The organism is Paracoccus ravus, from assembly GCF_004522175.1.
Classification (GTDB): Bacteria; Pseudomonadota; Alphaproteobacteria; order Rhodobacterales; family Rhodobacteraceae; genus Paracoccus; species Paracoccus ravus.
On sequence record NZ_SDEB01000007.1, the window covers coordinates 155,639 to 176,715 of the forward strand.

Here is a 21,077-nt window from a genome sequence, read left to right on the forward strand (position 1 = left end):
GATGACCGAAAGCAACAAAGCGACCCTCGCAATATGGCAAAATCTCGCGAGCAAGGAGTTGAAGGGCGCCGATCCCGCCTCTTTGACGTGGAACACGCTGGAGGGAATCGCCGTAAAAGCGCTTTACACCGAGGAGGATGTGAAGGACCTGCCGCATATGGGCAGCCTGCCGGGTATCGCCCCCTATACGCGCGGCCCACGCGCCACGATGTATGCGGGACGGCCTTGGACGATCCGGCAATATGCGGGCTTTTCCACCGCCGAGGAATCGAATGCCTTTTATCGCAAGGCCTTGGCGGCGGGGCAGCAGGGTGTCTCGGTCGCTTTCGATCTGGCCACCCATCGCGGCTATGACAGCGACCATCCCCGCGTCGAAGGGGATGTCGGCAAGGCCGGTGTCGCCATCGACAGCGTTGAGGATATGAAGATCCTCTTCGATGGCATCCCACTGGATAAAGTCAGCGTCAGCATGACGATGAACGGCGCGGTGATCCCGATCCTCGCGAATTTCATCGTCACCGGCGAAGAACAAGGCCATTCCCGCGCCGTGCTCTCGGGCACGATCCAGAACGACATCCTCAAAGAGTTCATGGTGCGGAACACCTATATCTATCCGCCCGAGCCTTCGATGCGCATCATCGCCGACATCATCGAATACACCTCGAACGAGATGCCGAAATTCAACTCGATCTCGATCTCGGGCTATCACATGCAGGAGGCCGGGGCGAACCTCGTGCAGGAGCTGGCCTATACCCTGGCCGACGGGCGCGAATATGTCCGCGCCGCGCTCAAGGCCGGGATGGATGTGGACCAGTTCGCCGGGCGGCTCTCGTTCTTCTTCGCGATCGGGATGAATTTCTTCATGGAGGCGGCGAAGCTGCGCGCCGCCCGCCTGCTCTGGCACCGCATCATGACGGAATTCGGCGCGAAGAAGCCGGGCAGCCTGATGCTGCGCACCCATTGCCAGACCTCGGGCGTCAGCCTGCAGGAACAGGACCCCTATAACAACGTCGTCCGCACGGCTTACGAGGCGATGGCGGCGGCGCTTGGCGGCACGCAATCGCTGCACACCAATGCGCTGGACGAAGCGATTGCGCTTCCGACCGAGTTCAGCGCCCGCATCGCCCGCAATACCCAGCTGATCCTGCAAGAGGAAACCGGCATTACCCATGTCGTCGATCCCTTGGCGGGCAGCTATTACGTCGAAAGCCTGACCGCCGAATTGGCCGAAAAGGCATGGGCGCTGATCGAGGAAGTCGAGGAAATGGGCGGCATGACCAAGGCGGTTGCTTCGGGGATGCCCAAGCTGCGCATCGAGGAAACCGCCGCCCGCCGTCAGGCGATGATCGACCGTGGCGAAGAGGTCATTGTCGGCGTGAACAAATACCGCCTTGCCCAGCAAGACCCGATCGACATTCTCGACATCGACAACATCAAGGTGCGCGAGGCCCAGATCGCGCGCCTGACCCGCATCCGCGCCAGCCGCGACGAGGCCGCCTGCACCGCCGCTCTGGCAGAGCTGGCCCGCCGCGCCCGCGAGGGTGGCAACCTTCTGGAGGCCGCGGTCGAGGCCGCGCGCGCCCGTGCATCCGTGGGAGAGATCAGCATGGCGATGGAAAAGGAATTCGGCCGCCACCGCGCCGAGATCAAGACGCTCGCGGGTGTCTATGGCGCGGCCTATGAGGGCGATGATGACTTCGCGCAGATCCAGCGCGACGTCGAAAGCTTCGCCGAGGCCGAGGGCCGCCGCCCGCGCATGCTGGTGGTGAAAATGGGTCAGGACGGTCATGACCGGGGCGCCAAGGTCATTGCCACGGCATTCGCCGATATCGGCTTCGATGTCGATGTCGGGCCTTTGTTCCAGACCCCGGAGGAAGCCGCCCAAGATGCCATCGACAATGACGTGCATGTCGTGGGCATTTCCTCGCAGGCGGCGGGGCATAAGACCCTTGCGCCGAAGCTGATCGCCGCGCTGAAGGATCAGGGGGCCGAGGAAATCATTGTGATCTGCGGCGGCGTCATCCCGCAGCAGGATTACGATTTCCTGAGCAAAGCCGGGGTCAAGGCGATCTTCGGGCCGGGGACCAATATCCCCTCGGCGGCGCGCGACATCCTTGGCCTGATCCGCGCAGCCCAGACGAAATGACCGAGATCCGGCCCGCGACCCCCGAGGATCTGCCCGCGATCCTCGGTTTCTGGAACCCGCTCATTCGCGAGACGACGATCACCTTTTCCTCCGAGGAAAAGACCCTCGACGGGCTGACATTGATGATCGCCTCGCGCCGGGCGGCGGGGCGCGAGTTCTTCGTCGCCGAAGCGGATGGCGAGGTGCTTGGCCTTGCCACCTATGACCAGTTCAGGGGCGGCAACGGCTATGTCCATGCCATGGAGCATACGATCGTTCTGGCCGAAGGGGCGCGGGGCAAGGGCCTTGGCCGGGCGTTGATGCAGGCGGTCGAGGATCACGCCCGCGCCGCAGGCGGGCATACGATGGTGGCGGGAGTTTCGGGCGAAAACGAGCCGGGCGTCGGCTTCCATCTCGCGCTTGGCTATGAGCCGGTCGGGCGGCTGCCGCAATCGGGGCGCAAATTCGGGCGCTGGCTGGATCTGGTGCTGTTGCAGAAGATCCTCTGACCGCGCCTTGCCAGCATCCGGCCCCTGTGAAAGAGTCCCGCGAAAAGACGAGCCGAAAAGACGAGGGCTTCATGAACGACGGTCGCAACGGCACGGTCAAGCAGATCATCTGCATCAAATGGGGCGCGAAATTCGGCCCCGAATATGTGAACCGCCTGCACGGGATGATTGCGCGCAATATCACCCCGCCCTTCCGGCTGTTCTGCTTCACCGATGACGGCAGCGGTCTGCATCCCGATATCGCGGTGCGTCCCCTACCCGAATTCGACTATCAGGCCCCGGTGAACACGCGCGGCAAATGGCCGAAATCGCGGCTCTGGGGCGATCTGGGCGATGTGACGGGGGTGGTGCTGTTCCTCGACCTCGATGTCATCGTGACCGGCAGCCTCGATGATTTCTTCAGCTATGGCGAGCCAGACGATACGGTGCTGGGGCTGAACCCCAACACGCCTTTCGAGAAACTCGGCCAGACCTCGGTCTATCGGATGCGGGTGGGCAGTCTGAAACCCTTGCAGGATATCTTCCGCGCCGATCCCCAGGCTGCCGCGGATAAATACAAGTACGAGCAGCGTTTTGTCACCCGCAACGCGCCGGGCGGCGTGAAATTCTGGCCCAAGGGCTGGCTCGCGCATTTCCGCATGCATTGCGTGCCGAACTTCCCGCTGAATTACTTCCGCGAGGCACGCATTCCCAGCGCCACCCGCATCGTGATCTTTCCGGGCAACCTCAATCCGCCGGACGCGATTGCCGGGCGCTGGGACGACAAGGACACCCATCGCGAACCGATGGACCACCTGCGTGCCACCTTCGACGGCCGCCGCCGCGAGAGCCTCGGCAAGCACCTGCGCCATTACCTGCGCCCGGTGACATGGGTCGAGAAGCTGTGGCGGGAATAGCCCCCCCACCCGAGGCACGGCACCCCTTGCCCGCCGATTTCGCGGCGGCGCTGGGGCAGGCCGTCGCGGATTTCGGCTGGCTTGAAGAGATCATCAAGCGCACGATCTTTGCCCTCGACAAGGCGCGGCTGGCCGAAGACCTGACCGAGCGACAGCGTCAGGGCTGGATGGCCCGCATGGGCAATATCGCCGATGACTCGCTCGGCACGCTGATCGAACAGATGGACAGCGCGATGCGTCGCCATCCCGGCTTGGGCGAACGCGACCTGATCACCGACCGCCTCTATGAGATCCGCAGCCATCGCAATCTGCTGTGCCACGCATCATGGCGGCCGACCCCGGACCCGTCGCGCTGGCATCCCGCCTTTGTCGATGCCAAGGGCGGGATCTATCGCCAGGATCTGACGGTCGAGGATGTGCAACAGATCAGCCGGATCACCGTCGAGACCGCATACCGTGTCCTGCATGTCATGCAAGCCACGGGCGTGCAGGGATATTGGGCAGGCGACGAGGAAAGCTGAGCCCCGCGTTGCAACCCTGATCGCCATCCGCTAACACCGCCTCACCCATAGAGAAGAGCTTCCCATGTCCGCCCAGAATTCGGGGCAAAATGCCTCTCCGCTTCGTCTCGGCATCGCTGGTCTGGGGACGGTCGGCACCGGCACCGTCAAGATCATCCAGAAGCACGCCGAATTGCTGTCCCTGCGCGCAGGCCGGCCCGTCACCATCACCGCCGTCAGCGCCCGCGACCGAATGAAGAACCGCGATGTCGATCTCTCAGCCTATGGCTGGGAAGAGGACGCCCGTGCGCTCGCCCTGCGTGATGACGTCGATGTCTTTGTCGAACTGGTCGGCGGAGACGAGGGCATTGCCCGCGAGGCCGTGACCGCAGCGCTCAAGGCCGGCAAGGATGTCGTCACCGCCAATAAGGCGCTGCTGGCGATCCATGGTCAGGAACTGGCGGAACTGGCCGAAGAAAATGGCTGCGTGCTGCGCTTCGAGGCCGCCGTCGCTGGCGGCATCCCGGTCATCAAGACCATGACCGAATCGCTCGCCGGGAATGAGATCCGCCGCGTCATGGGCGTGATGAACGGCACCTGCAACTACATCCTGACCCGGATGGAAAACGCGGGCCTGCCCTATGAGACCGTCTTCGAAGAGGCCCGCCAGCTTGGCTACCTTGAGGCCGACCCGACGCTGGATGTGGGCGGGATCGACGCCAGCCACAAGCTCGCCATCCTCTCCTCGATCGCCTTCGGCACCCGCCCGGCCTTTTCCTCGGTCGAAATCGAGGGGATCGAGCGCGTCAGCATCGACGATATCCGCCGCGCCGCCGATATGGGCTATCGCATCAAATTGCTGGGCGTCGCGCAGATGACCGGTCGCGGGCTGGAACAGCGCATGTCGCCCTGCCTCGTGCCTGCCGACAGCCCGCTCGGCCAATTGCAGGGCGGCACCAACATGGTGGTGATCGAGGGCGACTCGGTCGGCCAGATCGTGCTGCGCGGTGCCGGCGCGGGCGAAGGCCCGACCGCCAGCGCGGTGATGTCAGACATCGTCGAGATCGCGCGCGGCGTGCGCATGCCCGCCTTTGCCCAGCCCGCGACGCAGCTTGCAAAGCCCATCGCGGCGCGTACCGCGGTGCCTGCGGCCTATTACATCCGCCTCGCGCTGGCTGACAAGCCGGGCGCTCTGGCCAAGGTGGCGGCCGTTCTGGGGGATGCGGGCATCTCGATCGACCGCATGCGGCAATATGGCAAGCATGATCTGGAAGGCATTGCGCCCGTCCTGATCGTCACCCACAAGACCACGCCCGAGGCCATCGACCTCGCGATCGAGGCTCTGCCCCGCACCGGCGTCATTGCCGGAGAACCGGTCGAATTGCGGATCGAAGAGGTCTGAACCCGAAGCGCCCGCCCTCATCGGCGGGCGTTTTCAGTTTTGGGACAGGTGGCGAAGCCCGTGGGTCACATCGGCCCGGACCGCAAGCCGCAGCCCCGGCTCATCCCCGGCCCTGAGCGAGGCGAGGATCATGCGGTGATGGCGCGGCGGCTCCTGCCGCTTCACCCGCCCGTAAAGCGCCCGCATCGTCGGCCCCAATTGCAGCCAGACCGTTTCGAGGATCGCCAGCATCGCCGGAGCCTGCGCCCGCAGATAGAGCGTGCGGTGAAATTCCAGATTGGTGCGGATGTAGCCGACCGCGTCATGCGCCTCGGCGGCCTCGCCAATGGCCGCGTTGATCAGCGCCAACCGGTCGATCAGAGCCTGATGCGCGCGGGGCAGCGCGCGGGTCGCCAGTTCCGGCTCGATCAGGGCGCGAAGTGCTGCAAGCTCCTCGATGCGCTCGACGGAAAGTTCCGGCGTGGTGATCCGCCCCGAGGAGGACAGCGTCAGGGCCCCTTCCGCCACCAGTCGCCGCACCGCCTCGCGGGCAGGCGTCATCGAGACGCGATGCTCGGCCGCCAGTCCGCGCAGGGTCAGGGGCTGTCCGGGCGGCAGCAAGCCCAGCATGATACGACCGCGCAGATTGCGGTACAGCCGCTCATGGGCCGAGCTTTCCGAGGTTCTGGGGGCCGAGATATTCATTCCACACCTGTGATCACAATCCCCGCCAAGGTCAATGCGTCATTCTTCGAAACGCCAGGCCATCAACTCGTGTCCATGCTTCTTCAGCCAGCCGCGCTGGATCTGATAGCCGGGATAAAGTCGCTCGGTCGCGGCCCAGAAGGCGGCCGAGTGGTCCATATGGGCGAGATGGGCGACCTCATGCGCCGCGACATAGTCCAGCACCTCGCGCGGCGCCATGGCAAGCCGCCACGAGAACATCAGCCGCCCGTCTTGCGTGCAACTGCCCCATCGCGACCGCGTGTCCCGCAGGGCCAGAGCACGGAACGGCCGCCCCAGCCTTGCCGCGTGGCGGTCACAGGCGGGAACCAGACGGGAATGGGCCAGATGCTTCAGAAAGGCCGCGACCACGGTGCCGACCGGCCGCCCCTTGGGGACCAGCAGCAGGTCGCCCTCGATCCGGACCGAGCGGGTGGCGGCCGGGGTGATCGCATAGGGCACACCCTCGACCGGCAGCATCGCGTCAGGCTGGACCAGGGCCAAAGGCGTCATCTCGGCGCGGACCCGGCGTAGCCATTCGGCGCGGGATTGCGCGAAGGCGCGGCCCTCGGTCAGACTGGCGCGCAGAGGCAGGGTCAGGACCACCTGCCCCTCGGCCCGCGTGACCCGCAACGTCATGCGCCTTGCGCGCGACGAGCGGCGCAGCAGCACCGAAATATCGCCTCCGACCAAAATCCGTTCGTCACCCTGACCCATGGCCTTGAACCTGCTTGCGTCCCTCGTTACCTATTGCGCCTTGACCGATGCCCGCGCGCAAGGGAAAAGGCTTTGACAGCCTGCGCCTCCTGTGGCAGGGGACAGCGGATTTATCTAACTGCGGCGGAAAGAGAAGACCATGCCCAAAGAGGAATGGGGCACCAAGCGCCTGTGCCCCCACTGTGCGACCCGCTTCTACGATCTGAACAATGACCCGATGACCTGCCCGGCCTGTGGCAATGTCATCACGCTCGAAGCCCTGACCAACGGACGCTCGCGCTCGTTGATCTCGGAAAAAACCGCCTCGCGCGGCGAGGACCAGAATGACCTGGTCGATGACGAGGATCTGGACGACGACGCCGATGGCGGCGATCTGGACGATGATCTGCTGGATGACGACGATGATGATGGCGACGTGTCGCTGGACGACATCGCCGATGTCTCGGATTCGGACGAAGACTGATCTGGCCGCGACCTGCGGAAAAGATCTGAAAACCCCGGCCGCACAGCGACCGGGGTTTTTTTATGCGGGTTTTTTCGGGCGAGGCGGCCGCAGCCATGAAAAAGGGCACCCAATGGGTGCCCTGTCGCGGCAGTCTAAAGACCTCAGGCCGCGCGCGTCACCAAGACGGCATCGACCTTTTTCTGCGCACCGGCCTCGTCCATGCCGCTGACGGCGGCGACTTCGCGGGTCAGGCGATCAAGGGCTGCCTCGTAAAGCTGACGCTCGGAATAGGATTGCTCGCGCTGGTCGTCGCTGCGATGCAGGTCGCGCACGACTTCGGCAATGGACATCAGGTCGCCCGAATTGATCTTTTGCTCGTATTCCTGGGCGCGGCGCGACCACATCGCACGCTTCACCCGCGCCTTGCCTTTCAGCGTTGCCAGCGCCTGTTCCACCAGATCCGGGGTCGAGAGCCCACGCATCCCGATTTCGGACGCGCGCGCGGTGGGCACGCGCAGGGTCATCTTGTCTTTCTCGAACGAGATCACGAACATCTCGAGACGCAGTCCGGCAACTTCCTGCTCTTCGATCGAAACGATACGTCCCACGCCATGCGTCGGATACACCACGAAATCATCGGGGCGGAATTCGGTCTTCTTGGCTTTCGACATTGAGCTTCCTTCACAGCGACGCCACATTTCGGCGCAAAAAGCCCACAAGGCGGGCTCACCCGACCTTTTGGGCCACCAATGTTTTTATGCATCCCCGACCGGGCAGAGGTCAGGACAAGGCAGCATCGCCCTCGGACCGCGTGAGCAGCCTGAACGGCGATTTATTGCAGGAATGTATCACAAAATCCGGTCTGAATCAAAGCCGCGCTGGCAATTGTCATCGAGAGCGCCCGGGAGGAAAATTTACCAAACAAATCAGCACAATGAGCGAAAATACCGGGAACATGCAAAGACCGGAACGCCCGAATCACGGGCATTCCGGCGTGGAAATCCGATTTCGTGACGTGACGATCAATCGCCCTCGCCCGGGGCCTCCGAGAAATATTTCTCAAGCTTGCCGGACTGGCCGTCCATCTCGGCATAGCCGGGCATCGGCTCCTTCTTGCGGGTGATGACCGGCCATTGCTCCGAGTATTTGCGGTTGAACTCGACCCATTTCTCCATATCCGGCTCGGTATCGGGGCGGATCGCGTCAGCCGGGCATTCCGGTTCGCAGACGCCGCAATCGATGCATTCGTCGGGATGGATGACCAGCGTGTTTTCACCCTCGTAGAAGCAATCCACGGGGCACACCTCCACGCAGTCGGTGTATTTGCACATGATGCAGTTATCGGTGACGACGTAGGTCATGGCGGCAAGCTATCCTGTATCTTGCCGGCTAGTTACGCTTGCAGCCCGGATCATGCAAGGCCGCAGGACGGGAAAAGACCCCAATCGTTCCGTGACAGGACCGCAAGGAAATGCTTTCGTGCTTCGCGGCGAATGGGGGAAAAACTTCCCCCGCCGTTTCAGCCGTCCAGCTCTTCGTAAAGCGCCGTCGCCACGCTGGCCGAACCCCGCCTTTCGCCCAGATCGAGGACGCGCAGAACCCTGACCCTGCCATGCGCCGAGACCGTCACGGTATCACCATGACGGACCGTCTGCGCAGGTTTCAGGCATGGGTTGCCGTTGAGCCGGATCCCGCCGCGGCCGATCGCATCGGCGGCAAGGGTGCGGGTCCGGAACAGACGGGCGTGATGCAGCCAGCGATCAAGGCGAAGGCCGGCTGCAGCATCGGTTTGGCTCACGACTTGTTCTTGAGCGAGGCCAAGATCGCGAAGGGGTTATCCGGGTCGATCTTTTTCTCGGCGCGCGGCGGGCGGGCCTCGAAGCTTTTCGGCCCGTCATGGCGCGGCTTGCCCTTGCCTTCGAAGCGCGGCTTGCCGCCCTTGGGGCCGCGATCCGAACGCTCGCCACGGTCGTCACGGCGCTTGCCTTCGAAACGGGGCTTGCCGCCCTGCCCTTCGGCAGCGTCACGGTCCCGACGCGGGCCGCGATTGCCCTGACGTTCACCGCCACCCTGCTCGACACCGCGTTCGGGACGGCGGTTGCCACGCGGACGCGGTGCCCAGGTGAAGGTGTAATACACTTCCATCTCGGGCGCGGCGGCCTCGGCATCGGCTTCGACGGGCGCATCGCCAGCCTCGGCCTCGGCGGCCTTGCGGGCGGCCTGCTCGGCTTCCCATTTGGCCCGGGTCTCGGCGACGAGGACGCTTTCCTCTTCGGTCAGCGGATGCTCGTGATCGGCCTCGACGGCCACGGCCTCCGCGACCGGAGCGGCCTCGGCGCGCGCCTTGGCGCGCTCGGCCTTCTCAGCACGATAGCCCAGACCGCCCATCAGCCCGGCGAATTGCTCCAGCGTCATGCCGGTGATCGAGAGCATATCGGCGGTGGCCTCGAAGCCCGCGCGGCTGTCATGGTTGCGCAGCATGTCCGCGAGGCGTTCCAGCATGTCGATGCGGATCGCGCGCTCGCCCGCCGGGTGATAGCCCGAGAGCGTGTAATAGCCCTTGGGCACAGAAGGCAGGTTCGGGATGGTCACGAGGCCCGGCGGCGGGCTTTCCGGGAACTCGCCCAGACCCTGATCCAGCCCCCACAGCACCAGACGCAGACGCGTCGGCGCGGGTTTCAGCAGCGCCGGCTGGAAAATGGTGAACTGACCGAAACGCACGCCATGCTTGCGCAGCAGGCCCCGCGATTCCTGGTCCAACTCCTTGACCTCGTTCGCCACGCCTTCGCGCGGGATCACGCCCAGCGCCTCGACGAGACGGAAGGCGAAACCGCGCGCGAGGCCGGTCAGGCTTTCGTCATTCTTCAGCGCGAGCAGCGGCTCGAAAGCCGTCGCGACCTTGCGGTCGATGAAATGCTGCAGGCGGCGCTTGACCTTCTCGATGATCTCGGGACCGGCTTCCTCGTCCACGAAGGGCTCGACGCCGGGTTTCAGCGCCTCGGAGCCCTTCACGAGCTTGCCGATTGCCGAGCTGCCCCACATCAGGCCGCCCTGTTCGGTAAAGTCCAGTTCGGTATCCGGAGCGTTGTAGAACCTGTCGGCCCGGAGATGGAATTCGGGGCGCAATGCCTCATAGGACGCACGCGTCAGCATACGCGCCTCGTCTCCGGTTGCGCTGGGATCGGCGTGGAAGCGGAAACCTTCCAGACGGCCGGCGAATTCGCCTTCAACCGTCACTTCGCCCTTGTCGTTCACCTCGGCCACAAGGCTCTCCTTCTGCTTGAGCCGGCGCAAGAGAACTGAAGTGCGCCGGTCCACGAATCTTTGAGTCAGGGCTGCATGCAGCGCATCTGACAAGCGGTCTTCTACAGCGCGCGTCTCGGCGCGCCAATGACTTTCGTCCGCCACCCAGCCACTACGCTGCGCGACATAAGTCCATGTCCGGATGAATGCCAAGCGTTTCGACAGGGTGTCGATATCCCCTTGCACCTTGTCGATGCGCTTGATCTGCCCGGCGAGCCACTCGCTGGGGACCGTCCCCTCTTGCAGGAAGCCAAGGATGCGCGCGAGCAGGGTCGTATGTTCCGCAGGAGAAATGCCCCTGAAATCAGGGATCCGGCAGACATCCCACAAGAGGCGCACATCCTTGGGATGGCTTACCCGCTCGCGGATCTCGGGCATGGATGCCAGCGCCTTGAGGGCGCGCAGGTCATCCGCCTCGCGCCCCCGCGTCAGCCATTCGGATTGCGGCGAGGTCTCGAGGCTCTGGATCAGCCGCTCGATCGTGCCGAATTCCAGCGCGGCGTTGCGCCACATCAGCCGCGAGATCGGCTGAAAGCGGTGATTCTCGATCGCCTCGATCAGCCCTTCTTCGAGTTGTCCTGCATCTCCGGTCACCCCGAATGTTCCCGGCTCGGTATGCCGCCCAGCGCGCCCGGCGATCTGTCCCAACTCATGGGGGAAGAGCGGACGATAGCGGCGACCGTCGAATTTCTCGGTCCCGGAAAAGGCGACATGCTTGATGTCGAGGTTCAGCCCCATGCCAATGGCATCGGTCGCGACGAGGTAATCGACATCGCCCTGCTGATACATCGCGACCTGAGCATTCCGTGTCCGGGGTGACAGCGCCCCCATCACCACGGCACAGCCGCCTTTCTGCCTGCGGATCAGTTCTGCCGTCGCATAGACCTCATCCACCGAAAAGCAGACGACTGCCGAGCGCGGCGGCATGCGACTGATCTTCTTCGAGCCCGCCCAAGTCAGGGTCGAGAAGCGCTCGCGCCGCATGAACTGCACATTGGGGACCAAAGCCGCAATGGCCGGGCGCATGGTATCGCTGCCCAGCAAAAGCGTCTCATGCAACCCGCGCATATTCAGCAACCGGTCGGTAAAGACATGCCCCCGCTCGGGATCGGCGCAAAGCTGGATCTCGTCGATGGCGACGAAATCGGCCCCGACCTCGGGCATGGCCTCGGTGGTCGCGACCCAATATTGCACCCGCTCAGGAACAATACGTTCCTCTCCGGTGACCAGAGCCACGACGCTTGGTCCGCGCGCCTTCACGATGCGGTCATAGACCTCGCGCGCCAGCAGCCGCAGCGGCAGGCCGATGACCCCCGTGCGATGCGCCAGCATCCGTTCGATCGCGTAATGTGTCTTGCCAGTATTGGTCGGGCCGAGAACGGCCGTGACCCGAGATCTGTCCTGCATGTCAGGCGTCCGTGCCCTTCGTCTTGTTTTCCAGACGCTGCACCGCGTCGGCCGCATCTTCCTGATGCGGGTGGATCTTGAGGCTCGCGCGATACGCCTTCAGCGCCTTCGCGTCATCCCCCAATTCCTCTGACATGGTTCCCAACTGCGTCAGCGCGGGGAAATGGCGCGGCTCGAGCGCCAGCGCCTGAATCATGTCCGAGATCGCCGGTCCCATATCCCCGTTCAGGTAAAGCGCCACCCCGCGCAGATACCAACCCGCGGCGAAATCCGGGGCATGATCGGTGAGCGCGGTCAGATGCCCGATGGCTGCCTCAAGCTCGCCCCCATCCAGAGCGGCTTCTCCGCGCTTGTAGAGCAGATCCATTGCCGCAGAACCCGAGCGCGACCAGATGCGCAGGATATCCGTTTCCGCCCGCGCCCAGGTCTCGCCCTCGGTCTGGGCCAATTCGGCGAAGAGCAGATCCAGGTCCTCGCGTTCACGCAGCCGCGCCTCGGCGGTTCGGTCCTCGGGCTCGGCGGGCGTCAAGGCCGCGCTCGGCGGCTCGGGCGCCGCAGGCCCGCTTTCCGGCGCTGGCAGATCCGGCGCGGGCAGCGGCACGTCTGACTGCCCCAGCGCCATATGTGGCAGGGCCAGCGACAGGCTTAACACTGTCGCTACGGCAATCTGGTAATGGGACTCTAGCCAACGCATATCCACTATGTAACTTTCACACCCACTCATTTCCAGATACGGGCATCGGAGAAAATATCATGAGCAAAGTGGTCGAAGCGGCTGTCGCCGCGCTGGATCCGAAAGCCAAGGGCTTCGACGGCACTGCCAAATTCGTCATCGAGGGCGAAGGCAGCGTCTATATCGACGAGAACGGCGCACGCGCCGCCGACGACGAGGCCGATGTCACCCTGACCGCCAGCCGCGAAACCTTCGAGGGTCTGCTGAACGGCGAAGTCAATCCGACCATGGCCTTCATGTCGGGCAAGCTGAAGGTCGATGGCTCGATGGGAATGGCGATGAAGCTCGGGACCCTGCTTGGCTGATCCCGCAATGGGGGATGCCCCCTTTCACAGCCTGCCGGGAGATCCGGCATCCTCCGCGCGCTGCTTCTGGCTGCGCGCTGATGACGGACTGCGGATCCGGGCGGGCCACTGGCCTGCCCGCGAGGCGGCGGGAACCGTCCTGCTTTTTCCCGGCCGCACCGAATATGTCGAGAAATACAACGAACTTGCGCTGGAACTGAATGCCGCCGGGTATCATGTCCTGACTCTGGACTGGCGCGGACAGGGGCTTTCCGACCGGCTGATCGCAGATCCCCGGCCGGGCCATGTCCATGCCTTCCGGGACTATCAGCGCGATGTCGTGGAACTGCTGGTCACCGCCGGAGAGATGTCCCTGCCCCGGCCCTGGCATCTCTTGGCCCATTCCATGGGCGGGGCCATTGGCCTTGCCGCGATGCAGGACGGGATGCCGGTCAGCAGTGCGGCCTTTTCGGCGCCGATGTGGGGCCTCGGCCTGTCGCGCGCCACGATCGCGCTGGCGCGGGTGGTAACGACCATTGCCCGGCATCTGGGCCATGCCGAGCGGGCAGCACCGCGTTCGGGCGGCTATGAGCCTCTGGTCCTGAAGCGGACCTTTCACGAAAATTTGCTGACTTCGGACGGGACGCGTTTCGGGCGCATGATCGCCGAAGCGGCCGCTTGGCCCGAGCTTGCGATCGGCGGCGTCACCAATCACTGGCTTGCCGAGGCCCTGGCCGAATGCCGCAGGTTGGCGCCATTGCCCGCGCCCGATGTTCCGACGCTGGTCGGATTGGGCAGCGACGAGCGCATCGTCTCGGCCGAGGCGATCCGACAGCGGGTCGAGCGCTGGCCCGAGGCAAGGCTGATGCTTCTGCCCGGCGCGCGGCATGAACCGCTGATGGAACGTGACCGCATCAGGACGCCTTTCGTTCAGGCCATCATCGCGCATTTCGCTGGCGCCACGCGGCAGGGCTGAAACCGGGCGGGCGCATCCACGGGTTGCGGGTTCGACGCGAAAAGGTCAAATCTTGCAGCAACCGAAAGGAATGACCATGACCAGTCTCGCCCCGATTCGCCCCGTTGCGCCCCTGCCTGCACACCCGCTGCCGCGTGACCAGAACGCGCTTCACGCCGCGAATTCCGCCCCCGATCTGGGCGCGCTGCCGGATTGGGATCTGACCGACCTCTACCCGGCCCCCGATGCACCCGAGCTTGCCGCCGACATGGCTGAACTGCGTCTGGCCTGCTGCCAGTTCTCGCGCGATTACGAGGGGCGGCTGGCTTCGCTCGAAGGGCCGCAGATGCTGGAATGCATCGAGCGGTATCAGCGGATCGATCTGCTGGCCGGGCGGATCATGTCCTATGCGGGGCTGCGATATTACCAGAACACCATGGACGGTGCCCGCGCCAAGCAGATGGGCGACCTGCAGGACCAGATCACCGAGCATACGACAAAGCTTGTCTTTTTCAGCCTGGAGTTCAACCGCATCTCGGACGCACGCTATGCCGAGATCTTTGCCGCCGCAGACGGTCCAGCGCGTTACAAGCCCGTCTTCGACCGGATGCGCGCCATGCGCCCCTATCAGCTTTCGGACGAGCTTGAGCGGTTCCTGCACGACAATTCCGTCGTCGGCGCGGCCGCATGGAACCGTCTTTTCGATGAAACCACGGCCGGTCTGACCTTCATGGTCGATGGTGAGGAAATGGGGATCGAGGCCACGCTGAACCTGCTGACCGACCATAACCGCGCAAGGCGCGAGGCGGGCGCTCATGCGCTGGCCGAGGTCTTTGGCAAGAACATCAAGCTCTTCTCGCGCATCCACAATACGCTCGCCAAGGAAAAGGCGATCGAGGACAAATGGCGCAAGATGCCCACGCCGCAGACCGCGCGGCATCTCTCGAACCATGTCGAGCCCGAAGTGGTCGAGGCCCTGCGCAACGCGGTCACCGCCGCCTATCCGCGCCTCTCGCACCGCTACTACCGTCTCAAGGCGAAATGGCTGGGCCTTGACAAGCTGCAGGTCTGGGACCGGAACGCGCCGCTCCCGACCGAGACGCCGCGCCTGATCCCCTGGACCGAGGCCCGCGCGACCGTGCTCGACGCCTATGCCAGCTTCTCGCCCAGGCTTGCGGAACTGACGGAGCCCTTCTTTGACCGCGGCTGGATCGATGCGGGCGTGAAACCGGGCAAGGCTCCCGGCGCTTTCGCGCATCCGACGGTAACCACGGTGCATCCCTATGTGCTACTGAACTACCTGGGCAAGCCCCGTGACGTGATGACGCTCGCACATGAGCTGGGCCACGGCGTCCACCAGCGCCTTGCGGCGGATCAGGGCGAATTGCTGGCCTCGACGCCCCTGACCCTGGCCGAGACAGCCAGCGTCTTTGGCGAGATGCTGACCTTCCGCGCGCTTCTCGCCAGAACGACCGATCCTGCCGAGCGCAAGGCGCTGCTGGCCGGCAAGGTCGAGGACATGATCAACACGGTGGTCCGCCAGATCGCCTTCTACGATTTCGAGTGCAAACTGCATGCCGCGCGCGCCGCAGGCGAGTTGACGCCCGAGGACATCAATGCCCTGTGGATGTCGGTGCAGGCCGAATCGCTGGGCGATGCCTTCGAATTCATGCCGGGCTACGAGACCTTCTGGACCTATGTCCCGCATTTCGTCCACTCGCCCTTCTACGTCTATGCCTATGCCTTTGGCGACGGGCTGGTGAATGCACTCTATGCCGCCTATGAGGAAGGTCTGCCGGACTTCCAGTCGAAATATTTCGACCTGCTGTCGGCGGGCGGTTCGAAACATCACAAGGACCTGCTTGCGCCCTTCGGCCTTGACGCCTCGGATCCCGCCTTCTGGGACAAGGGGCTATCCATGATCGAAGGCTTCATCGACGAGCTTGAGGCGATGGAGGCATGATCGCGCTCGAGCCGCTCGGTCGGCATCAGTTCGACCGGGTGGCGCATATCGCGGTCACGCCAGAGCAAGAGCCGTTCTGCGGCTCGATCACCGGCCATTTCGCGATGGACGAGCCGGATTGCGATTTCCACGGCGTGATCCGCGACGGCCAGACGGTAGGCTTCTTCAAGATCGACCGCGCCTATGCCGCCCGTTTTGATTTCGCGCGCCCCGAGGAAATCGGGCTGCGTGGCATGATGATCGATCGCGGCGAACAGGGGCGCGGCACCGGCAAGGCCGCGATGCGCGCGCTTCGCCCCTATCTTCGGGCGCGCTACCCCGGGGCGGAGCGTTGCGTCCTGACGGTCAATATCGTGAACATGGCAGCGCGCGCGATCTATATCGCGGGCGGGTTTCGCGATGACGGCCAGTTGTTTCACGGAGGCCGGATCGGGCCGCAGCACATCCTGCGCCTGGACCTTCTGTCCCAGACCGCCGAACAGCCCCTTACCTGAAACCAGCCCAGCCATCGACGGAGGACGCCGTGATCAGGCGCATCTTTTCGCTCCTCATCATCCTCATCATTCTCGCGGCGGTGGCCGTTGCCGTCTGGGGCCCGGCCTATGTTGAGCGCAGTCTGAACCCGGTGACGGCACCGGCCCAAGGCTGGCCCGTCTCGCCGCAGGCTCTGGCGCTGCATGACCGGCTGGTGATCGGAGACCTGCATTCGGATGCTTTGCTTTGGGATCGAGACCTTCTGGACCCGGTGGGACGCGGCCATACCGATATTCCGCGCCTCAGGCAGGGCAATGTCGCGGTGCAGGTCTTTACCACGGTCACGAAAAGCCCGCGCGGTCAGAACTACAGCCAGAACAGCGCGGATGCGCCGGACAATATCACGCCCCTCTTCATCGGGCAGCTTCGCCCGACCCATAGCTGGTTCAGCCTCAAGGAACGCGCCTTGGCGCAGGCTGCCGCGCTGAACCGGATCGCCGAGCAAGCCCCCGAAGAGGTGGCGCTGATCCGCTCGGCAAGCGACCTGCAAAATCTGATCGAGGCGCGGCGCCAGGGGGCCAAGACCCTTGGCGCTCTTCTTGGCATGGAGGGCGCGCATCCGCTTGAGGGCAATCCCGACAATCTGCGGGTCCTTTACAGCGCGGGCTTCCGGCTGGTCGGTCTTACCCATTTCTTCGACAATGAACTGGGCGGCAGCCTGCATGGCATGGGCGGACAGGATTCCGGCCTCAGCGATTTCGGACGCCAGGTGGTCCGCGAGGCGCAAGAGCGGCGCATGATCATCGACCTCGCCCATGCCAGCCCGCAAATGGTCCGCGATGTCCTGGCCATGCCCGGCACGCATCCGATCATCTCGCATACCGGCATCCAGAGCCATTGCAACACGCCAAGGAACCTGCCCGACGACCTGATCCGCGCCATTGCCGCCAAGGGCGGTCTGATCGGGATCGGCTTCTGGTCCGAGGTGGTCTGCGGCGACACGCCCGCCGATATCGCACAGGCCATCGCCGCCGCCGTCGCGCTGGTCGGCGAAGATCGGGTTGCGCTGGGATCGGACTGGGACGGCTCGGTGGGCGTACCTTTCGATGCGGCGCATCTCTCGGCCCTGACCCAGGCGCTGATGGATGCCGGTCTCTCCGAGACGCAAATTGCCAAGATCATGGGGGAAAACATGATGCGCTATCTTGCCGAGACGCTGTAGTCGCGCCACTCTAGGTTGAAATCCGGAGGATCCATGCTGACCATTTACGGCGTAACCCGTTCCCGCGCCTCGCGCATCATATGGCTGTGCCACGAATTGGGCCTGCCCTTCCGGCAAGTGCCGGTGATCCAGGCCTATCGGCTGGCCGATCCCAAGGCCCCTGACGCGCCTCAGAACACGCGATCGGAAAGCTTCCTGAAGCTCTCTCCCGCCGGGGCGATCCCGGTCATGCGCGACGGCGATCTGGTCGTGTCGGAATCGCTTGCTTGCACCATGCATCTGGCGCGCACACATGGACAGCCCTATGGCCCGGCCGACCCGACCGAGGACGCCTTGATGCTGCAATGGAGCTTTTACGCGGCCACCTCGGTCGAGCAGGACGCGCTGACCATCCTGTTCCTTCACAAGCAGGGTCAGATCCAGTCGGGCGCGGATCAGGCCGCCGTCGCCAATGCCTCGGAACGGCTGATCCGCCCTCTGGCGGTTCTCGAGGATCATCTTGCGCGCAATGGCTATCTCGTCGGCGGCCGCTTTACCGTGGCCGACCTGAACATGGCCGAGGTGATCCGCTATGCGCAGGGCCATCATGCCCTCTTGGATCAGTTCCCCGGCGTGACGGCCTGGCTCAATGATTGCCAGGCTCGTCCGGCATTTCGCAAGATGTGGAATGAACGTCTGGCCGAGCCCGAGTGACGAAATCGCGGCGGCATCGACCGCCGCGATCCACTCGTGAACAAGTTACTCGTTACCGTCACCATGCTGCGCGATCTTCACGCCCCGCGCCTTGATCCGCGTCAAAGCGCCGCGTTGAATCCCCCGCGCAGGCTACCATCCTTAGCGGTTTCCGATTCTCGCGACGCTTCCCCTTGCCCCGGATCCCCCGAGCGTGAGATAAACCCGCCTCAGAAGAACAAGACGAGCAGGTGCGATGGCAGACGATCTCTTCCCGGTCTCGGACAAGGCAACCGAGAGCTATTCGGCCGCCTCCATCGAGGTGCTCGAGGGGCTTGAGCCCGTCCGCAAGCGTCCCGGCATGTATATCGGCGGCACCGATGAGCGCGCGCTTCACCACCTTGTCGCCGAGATCCTCGACAACTCGATGGACGAGGCCGTCGCGGGCCACGCCTCGCGCATCGAGGTCGAACTTTGCGCCGATTATTCGGTCATCGTCCGCGACAATGGCCGCGGCATCCCGATCGACCCGCATCCGAAATTCCCCGGCAAATCCGCGCTGGAAGTGATCCTTTGCACCCTTCACGCGGGCGGCAAGTTCTCGGGCGACGCCTACCAGACCTCGGGCGGCCTTCACGGCGTCGGCGCGTCGGTAGTGAACGCGCTTTCCGACAGCATGGTCGTGCAGGTCGCGCGCAACAAGGAACTGTTCCAGCAAAGCTTCTCGCGCGGCATCCCGCAGGGCCCGGTCGAGAAGGTCGGCGCCGCCCCGAACCGCCGCGGCACCACCGTGACCTTCCATGCCGACGAGCAGATCTTCGGCCATCACCGCTTCAAGCCCGCGCGGCTTCTGAAGATGGTGAAGTCCAAGGCCTATCTGTTCTCGGGCGTCGAGATCCGCTGGAAATCCGAGATCGACGACGGCGAGACCCCCTGCGAGGCGACCTTCCACTTCCCCGGTGGCCTTGCCGATTACCTGACCGAGACTTTGGGCAAATCCTCGACCTATGCCGACCGCCCCTTTGCGGGTTCGGTGGATTTCAAGGAAAAGTTCAACGTCCCCGGAAAGGTCGACTGGGCGATCAACTGGACGCCTGCCCGCGACGGCTTCATCCAGTCTTACTGTAACACCGTCCCCACCCCCGAGGGCGGTACCCACGAAGCCGGTTTCTGGTCCGCGATCCTCAAGGGCATCCGCGGCTATGGCGAGCTGATCAACAACAAAAAGGCCGCCAACATCACCCGCGAGGACCTGCTGACCGGCGGCTGCGCGCTGGTGTCCTGCTTCATCCGCGAGCCGGAATTTGTCGGCCAGACCAAGGACCGGCTTGCCACGACCGAGGCCACGCGTCTGGTCGAAGGCGCGGTGCGCGACCATTTCGACAACTGGCTCGCGGCGGATACGAAATCGGCGGGCGCGATCCTCGATTTCCTGATCCTGCGCGCCGAGGAACGCCTGCGCCGCAAGCAGGAAAAGGAAACCGCCCGCAAGACCGCGACGAAGAAGCTGCGCCTGCCCGGCAAGCTGGTCGACTGCTCGGCCACCAACCGCGACGGGACCGAGCTTTTCATCGTCGAGGGCGACTCGGCAGGTGGCTCGGCCAAGATGGCGCGCGAGCGCCAGACCCAGGCCCTGCTGCCCCTGCGCGGCAAGATCCTGAACGTGCTGGGCGCGGCCAGCTCGAAGCTGGGCTCCAACCAGGAGATCAACGACCTCTGCCAGGCGCTCGGCGTCAGCATGGGCTCGAAGTTCAACGTCGAGGACCTGCGCTACGACAAGGTCATCATCATGACCGATGCCGATGTCGACGGAGCCCACATCGCCTCGCTCCTGATGACCTTCTTCTTCACCCAGATGCGCCCGCTGATCGACAAGGGGCATCTCTACCTGGCCTGCCCGCCGCTCTACCGCCTGACGCAAGGCGCGCATCGCGTCTATGTCGCCGACGACGCCGAGAAAGAGGCGATGCTCGCCAAAGGTCTTGGCGGCAAGGGCAAGATCGACGTGCAGCGCTTCAAGGGTCTGGGCGAGATGGACGCCAAGGACCTCAAGGACACGACGATGAACCCCAAGACGCGCAAGCTGATCCGGGTCTCGATCGACGAGGACGAAGGCGGCGAGACCGGCGATCTGGTCGAGCGCCTGATGGGCAAGAAGCCCGAGCTTCGCTTCCAGTTCATCCAGGAAAACGCGCAATTCGCCGATACCGAGAATCTCGACGTCTAAGATGACCCTGCTCGCGCCGCTCGCCATCTACCTGCTGGCGGCGCTTGCCGAAATCGCCGGCTGCTTCGCCTTCTGGGCGTGGCTGCGGCTGGGCCGCTCTGCCCTGTGGCTTCTGCCGGGCATGCTGTCCTTGGCACTCTTCGCCTGGCTCCTGACCCGCATTGACGTAGACTACTCCGGCCGCGTCTATGCCGCCTATGGCGGGATCTATGTCCTCACCTGCCTTGGCTGGCTCTGGCTCACCGAAGGCCAAATCCCCACCCGCTGGGACCTGCTGGGCGGAGGGCTATTCGTGCTGGGAACCGTGGTGGTGCTGGTCGGGGCAAGGGGGTAGCATCGGCGGTGACGCTGCCGATCTGCTCTTGCGCCGGGATCTGTTTGATCAGTTCGGGTAACACCGGCGCATCGCCGATGGGGCTTTCTGTGATCAGGCCCGAGCGACCATGGCAAACGCGCCGTTTCGCGCCGCCATGGCTGCGGGCGTGCCACGCGCCTTCACCCTCGCGCTTGATGCCCTTCGCCCGCTCGCTCGAACCGGTGG

At 64.3% G+C, this 21,077-nt stretch carries 21 protein-coding genes and 1 pseudogene; 14 read left to right on the plus strand and 8 right to left on the minus strand.

What is annotated here, in order from left to right; translation table 11 throughout:
• Window position 1 precedes the first annotated feature (1 nt).
• From scpA to ESZ60_RS08395, 5 genes are all read left to right on the plus strand, one after another.
• Window positions 2–2,146, plus strand: a complete 2,145-nt coding sequence (gene scpA, locus ESZ60_RS08375; protein ID WP_134680118.1) for a methylmalonyl-CoA mutase — start codon at window positions 2–4, stop codon at window positions 2,144–2,146.
• A complete protein-coding gene (locus ESZ60_RS08380) occupies window positions 2,143–2,634 on the plus strand; it encodes a GNAT family N-acetyltransferase (protein ID WP_134680119.1) in 492 nt (163 codons plus the stop codon). The genes scpA and ESZ60_RS08380 overlap by 4 nt, the downstream gene beginning before the upstream one ends.
• A 71-nt stretch (window positions 2,635–2,705) precedes the next feature.
• On the plus strand, window positions 2,706–3,530 hold the full coding sequence (locus ESZ60_RS08385) for a glycosyl transferase (RefSeq protein WP_134680120.1): 825 nt from the start codon (window positions 2,706–2,708) through the stop codon (window positions 3,528–3,530).
• A gap of 26 nt (window positions 3,531–3,556) precedes the next feature.
• Window positions 3,557–4,051 (plus strand): hypothetical protein, encoded by a 495-nt coding sequence (locus ESZ60_RS08390; RefSeq protein ID WP_245155624.1) that lies wholly within the window; start codon window positions 3,557–3,559, stop codon window positions 4,049–4,051.
• Between the two features lie 64 nt (window positions 4,052–4,115).
• Complete coding sequence (locus ESZ60_RS08395; protein ID WP_134680122.1) at window positions 4,116–5,432, plus strand: homoserine dehydrogenase; 1,317 nt, start codon at window positions 4,116–4,118, stop codon at window positions 5,430–5,432.
• A gap of 33 nt (window positions 5,433–5,465) precedes the next feature.
• Here ESZ60_RS08395 and ESZ60_RS08400 read toward each other — a convergent pair whose 3' ends face one another.
• Window positions 5,466–6,116 carry a GntR family transcriptional regulator gene (locus ESZ60_RS08400; RefSeq protein ID WP_134680123.1) on the minus strand — a complete coding sequence of 217 codons (651 nt, stop codon included), beginning with the start codon at window positions 6,114–6,116 and terminating at the stop codon, window positions 5,466–5,468.
• 39 nt (window positions 6,117–6,155) lie between these two features.
• Window positions 6,156–6,851 (minus strand): M48 family metallopeptidase, encoded by a 696-nt coding sequence (locus ESZ60_RS08405; RefSeq protein ID WP_134680124.1) that lies wholly within the window; start codon window positions 6,849–6,851, stop codon window positions 6,156–6,158.
• Between the two features lie 139 nt (window positions 6,852–6,990).
• Here ESZ60_RS08405 and ESZ60_RS08410 point away from each other — a divergent pair, with 139 nt between their 5' ends.
• On the plus strand, window positions 6,991–7,314 hold the full coding sequence (locus tag ESZ60_RS08410; RefSeq protein ID WP_134680125.1) for an FYDLN acid domain-containing protein: 324 nt from the start codon (window positions 6,991–6,993) through the stop codon (window positions 7,312–7,314).
• Between the two features lie 143 nt (window positions 7,315–7,457).
• Here ESZ60_RS08410 and ESZ60_RS08415 read toward each other — a convergent pair whose 3' ends face one another.
• From ESZ60_RS08415 to ESZ60_RS08435, 5 genes are all read right to left on the minus strand, one after another.
• The gene (locus ESZ60_RS08415; RefSeq protein WP_134680126.1) at window positions 7,458–7,967 is read right to left on the minus strand and encodes a CarD family transcriptional regulator; all 510 of its coding nucleotides are present in this window, start codon (window positions 7,965–7,967) and stop codon (window positions 7,458–7,460) included.
• Between the two features lie 351 nt (window positions 7,968–8,318).
• Complete coding sequence (gene fdxA / locus ESZ60_RS08420) at window positions 8,319–8,657, minus strand: ferredoxin FdxA (protein WP_134680127.1); 339 nt, start codon at window positions 8,655–8,657, stop codon at window positions 8,319–8,321.
• Between the two features lie 158 nt (window positions 8,658–8,815).
• Entirely contained in the window at window positions 8,816–9,094 is a 279-nt protein-coding gene (locus tag ESZ60_RS08425) for an RNA-binding S4 domain-containing protein (protein WP_134680128.1), read from the minus strand.
• Window positions 9,091–12,006, minus strand: a complete 2,916-nt coding sequence (locus ESZ60_RS08430) for a helicase-related protein (protein WP_134680129.1) — start codon at window positions 12,004–12,006, stop codon at window positions 9,091–9,093. Before ESZ60_RS08430 ends, ESZ60_RS08425 begins: the two co-directional genes overlap by 4 nt.
• A gap of 1 nt (window position 12,007) precedes the next feature.
• Window positions 12,008–12,700, minus strand: a complete 693-nt coding sequence (locus ESZ60_RS08435; RefSeq protein WP_245155628.1) for a tetratricopeptide repeat protein — start codon at window positions 12,698–12,700, stop codon at window positions 12,008–12,010.
• A 59-nt stretch (window positions 12,701–12,759) separates the two neighbouring features.
• Between ESZ60_RS08435 and ESZ60_RS08440 the strand changes: the two genes are divergently transcribed.
• The 8 genes from ESZ60_RS08440 to ESZ60_RS08475 all read left to right on the plus strand — a co-directional run bounded on the left by ESZ60_RS08440 (window position 12,760) and on the right by ESZ60_RS08475 (window position 20,870).
• Window positions 12,760–13,044 (plus strand): SCP2 sterol-binding domain-containing protein, encoded by a 285-nt coding sequence (locus ESZ60_RS08440; RefSeq protein ID WP_134680130.1) that lies wholly within the window; start codon window positions 12,760–12,762, stop codon window positions 13,042–13,044.
• Window positions 13,037–13,999, plus strand: a complete 963-nt coding sequence (locus tag ESZ60_RS08445) for an alpha/beta fold hydrolase (RefSeq protein ID WP_245155625.1) — start codon at window positions 13,037–13,039, stop codon at window positions 13,997–13,999. The genes ESZ60_RS08440 and ESZ60_RS08445 overlap by 8 nt, the downstream gene beginning before the upstream one ends.
• A 76-nt stretch (window positions 14,000–14,075) precedes the next feature.
• A complete protein-coding gene (locus tag ESZ60_RS08450) occupies window positions 14,076–15,941 on the plus strand; it encodes a M3 family oligoendopeptidase (protein ID WP_134680131.1) in 1,866 nt (621 codons plus the stop codon).
• Window positions 15,938–16,435 carry a GNAT family N-acetyltransferase gene (locus tag ESZ60_RS08455; RefSeq protein WP_134680132.1) on the plus strand — a complete coding sequence of 166 codons (498 nt, stop codon included), beginning with the start codon at window positions 15,938–15,940 and terminating at the stop codon, window positions 16,433–16,435. Before ESZ60_RS08450 ends, ESZ60_RS08455 begins: the two co-directional genes overlap by 4 nt.
• A gap of 29 nt (window positions 16,436–16,464) precedes the next feature.
• The gene (locus tag ESZ60_RS08460; RefSeq protein WP_134680133.1) at window positions 16,465–17,637 is read left to right on the plus strand and encodes a dipeptidase; all 1,173 of its coding nucleotides are present in this window, start codon (window positions 16,465–16,467) and stop codon (window positions 17,635–17,637) included.
• Between the two features lie 33 nt (window positions 17,638–17,670).
• Window positions 17,671–18,330, plus strand: a complete 660-nt coding sequence (locus ESZ60_RS08465; protein ID WP_134680134.1) for a glutathione S-transferase family protein — start codon at window positions 17,671–17,673, stop codon at window positions 18,328–18,330.
• A 235-nt stretch (window positions 18,331–18,565) separates the two neighbouring features.
• Complete coding sequence (gene parE, locus ESZ60_RS08470) at window positions 18,566–20,536, plus strand: DNA topoisomerase IV subunit B (RefSeq protein ID WP_134680135.1); 1,971 nt, start codon at window positions 18,566–18,568, stop codon at window positions 20,534–20,536.
• A 1-nt stretch (window position 20,537) separates the two neighbouring features.
• Entirely contained in the window at window positions 20,538–20,870 is a 333-nt protein-coding gene (locus ESZ60_RS08475) for a YnfA family protein (RefSeq protein WP_134680136.1), read from the plus strand.
• Between the two features lies 1 nt (window position 20,871).
• Here the strand turns inward: ESZ60_RS08475 and ESZ60_RS21275 are convergent.
• Window positions 20,872–21,077: pseudogene (locus tag ESZ60_RS21275) on the minus strand (hypothetical protein); the annotation flags it as partial.

What these genes read in the sequence shown, in the direction of transcription:
- ESZ60_RS08450 (WP_134680131.1), top strand. Translation starts at nt 14,076, where the DNA reads ATGACCAGTCTCGCCCCGATTCGCCCCGTTGCGCCCCTGCCTGCACAC.
- ESZ60_RS08380 (WP_134680119.1), top strand. Translation starts at nt 2,143, where the DNA reads ATGACCGAGATCCGGCCCGCGACCCCCGAGGATCTGCCCGCGATCCTC.
- ESZ60_RS08465 (WP_134680134.1), top strand. Translation starts at nt 17,671, where the DNA reads ATGCTGACCATTTACGGCGTAACCCGTTCCCGCGCCTCGCGCATCATA.
- parE (WP_134680135.1), top strand. Translation starts at nt 18,566, where the DNA reads ATGGCAGACGATCTCTTCCCGGTCTCGGACAAGGCAACCGAGAGCTAT.
- ESZ60_RS08435 (WP_245155628.1), bottom strand. Translation starts at nt 12,700, where the DNA reads ATGCGTTGGCTAGAGTCCCATTACCAGATTGCCGTAGCGACAGTGTTA.
- ESZ60_RS08415 (WP_134680126.1), bottom strand. Translation starts at nt 7,967, where the DNA reads ATGTCGAAAGCCAAGAAGACCGAATTCCGCCCCGATGATTTCGTGGTG.
- ESZ60_RS08405 (WP_134680124.1), bottom strand. Translation starts at nt 6,851, where the DNA reads ATGGGTCAGGGTGACGAACGGATTTTGGTCGGAGGCGATATTTCGGTG.
- fdxA (WP_134680127.1), bottom strand. Translation starts at nt 8,657, where the DNA reads ATGACCTACGTCGTCACCGATAACTGCATCATGTGCAAATACACCGAC.
- ESZ60_RS08440 (WP_134680130.1), top strand. Translation starts at nt 12,760, where the DNA reads ATGAGCAAAGTGGTCGAAGCGGCTGTCGCCGCGCTGGATCCGAAAGCC.
- ESZ60_RS08430 (WP_134680129.1), bottom strand. Translation starts at nt 12,006, where the DNA reads ATGCAGGACAGATCTCGGGTCACGGCCGTTCTCGGCCCGACCAATACT.
- scpA (WP_134680118.1), top strand. Translation starts at nt 2, where the DNA reads ATGACCGAAAGCAACAAAGCGACCCTCGCAATATGGCAAAATCTCGCG.
- ESZ60_RS08395 (WP_134680122.1), top strand. Translation starts at nt 4,116, where the DNA reads ATGTCCGCCCAGAATTCGGGGCAAAATGCCTCTCCGCTTCGTCTCGGC.
- ESZ60_RS08400 (WP_134680123.1), bottom strand. Translation starts at nt 6,116, where the DNA reads ATGAATATCTCGGCCCCCAGAACCTCGGAAAGCTCGGCCCATGAGCGG.
- ESZ60_RS08410 (WP_134680125.1), top strand. Translation starts at nt 6,991, where the DNA reads ATGCCCAAAGAGGAATGGGGCACCAAGCGCCTGTGCCCCCACTGTGCG.
- ESZ60_RS08475 (WP_134680136.1), top strand. Translation starts at nt 20,538, where the DNA reads ATGACCCTGCTCGCGCCGCTCGCCATCTACCTGCTGGCGGCGCTTGCC.
- ESZ60_RS08385 (WP_134680120.1), top strand. Translation starts at nt 2,706, where the DNA reads ATGAACGACGGTCGCAACGGCACGGTCAAGCAGATCATCTGCATCAAA.
- ESZ60_RS08455 (WP_134680132.1), top strand. Translation starts at nt 15,938, where the DNA reads ATGATCGCGCTCGAGCCGCTCGGTCGGCATCAGTTCGACCGGGTGGCG.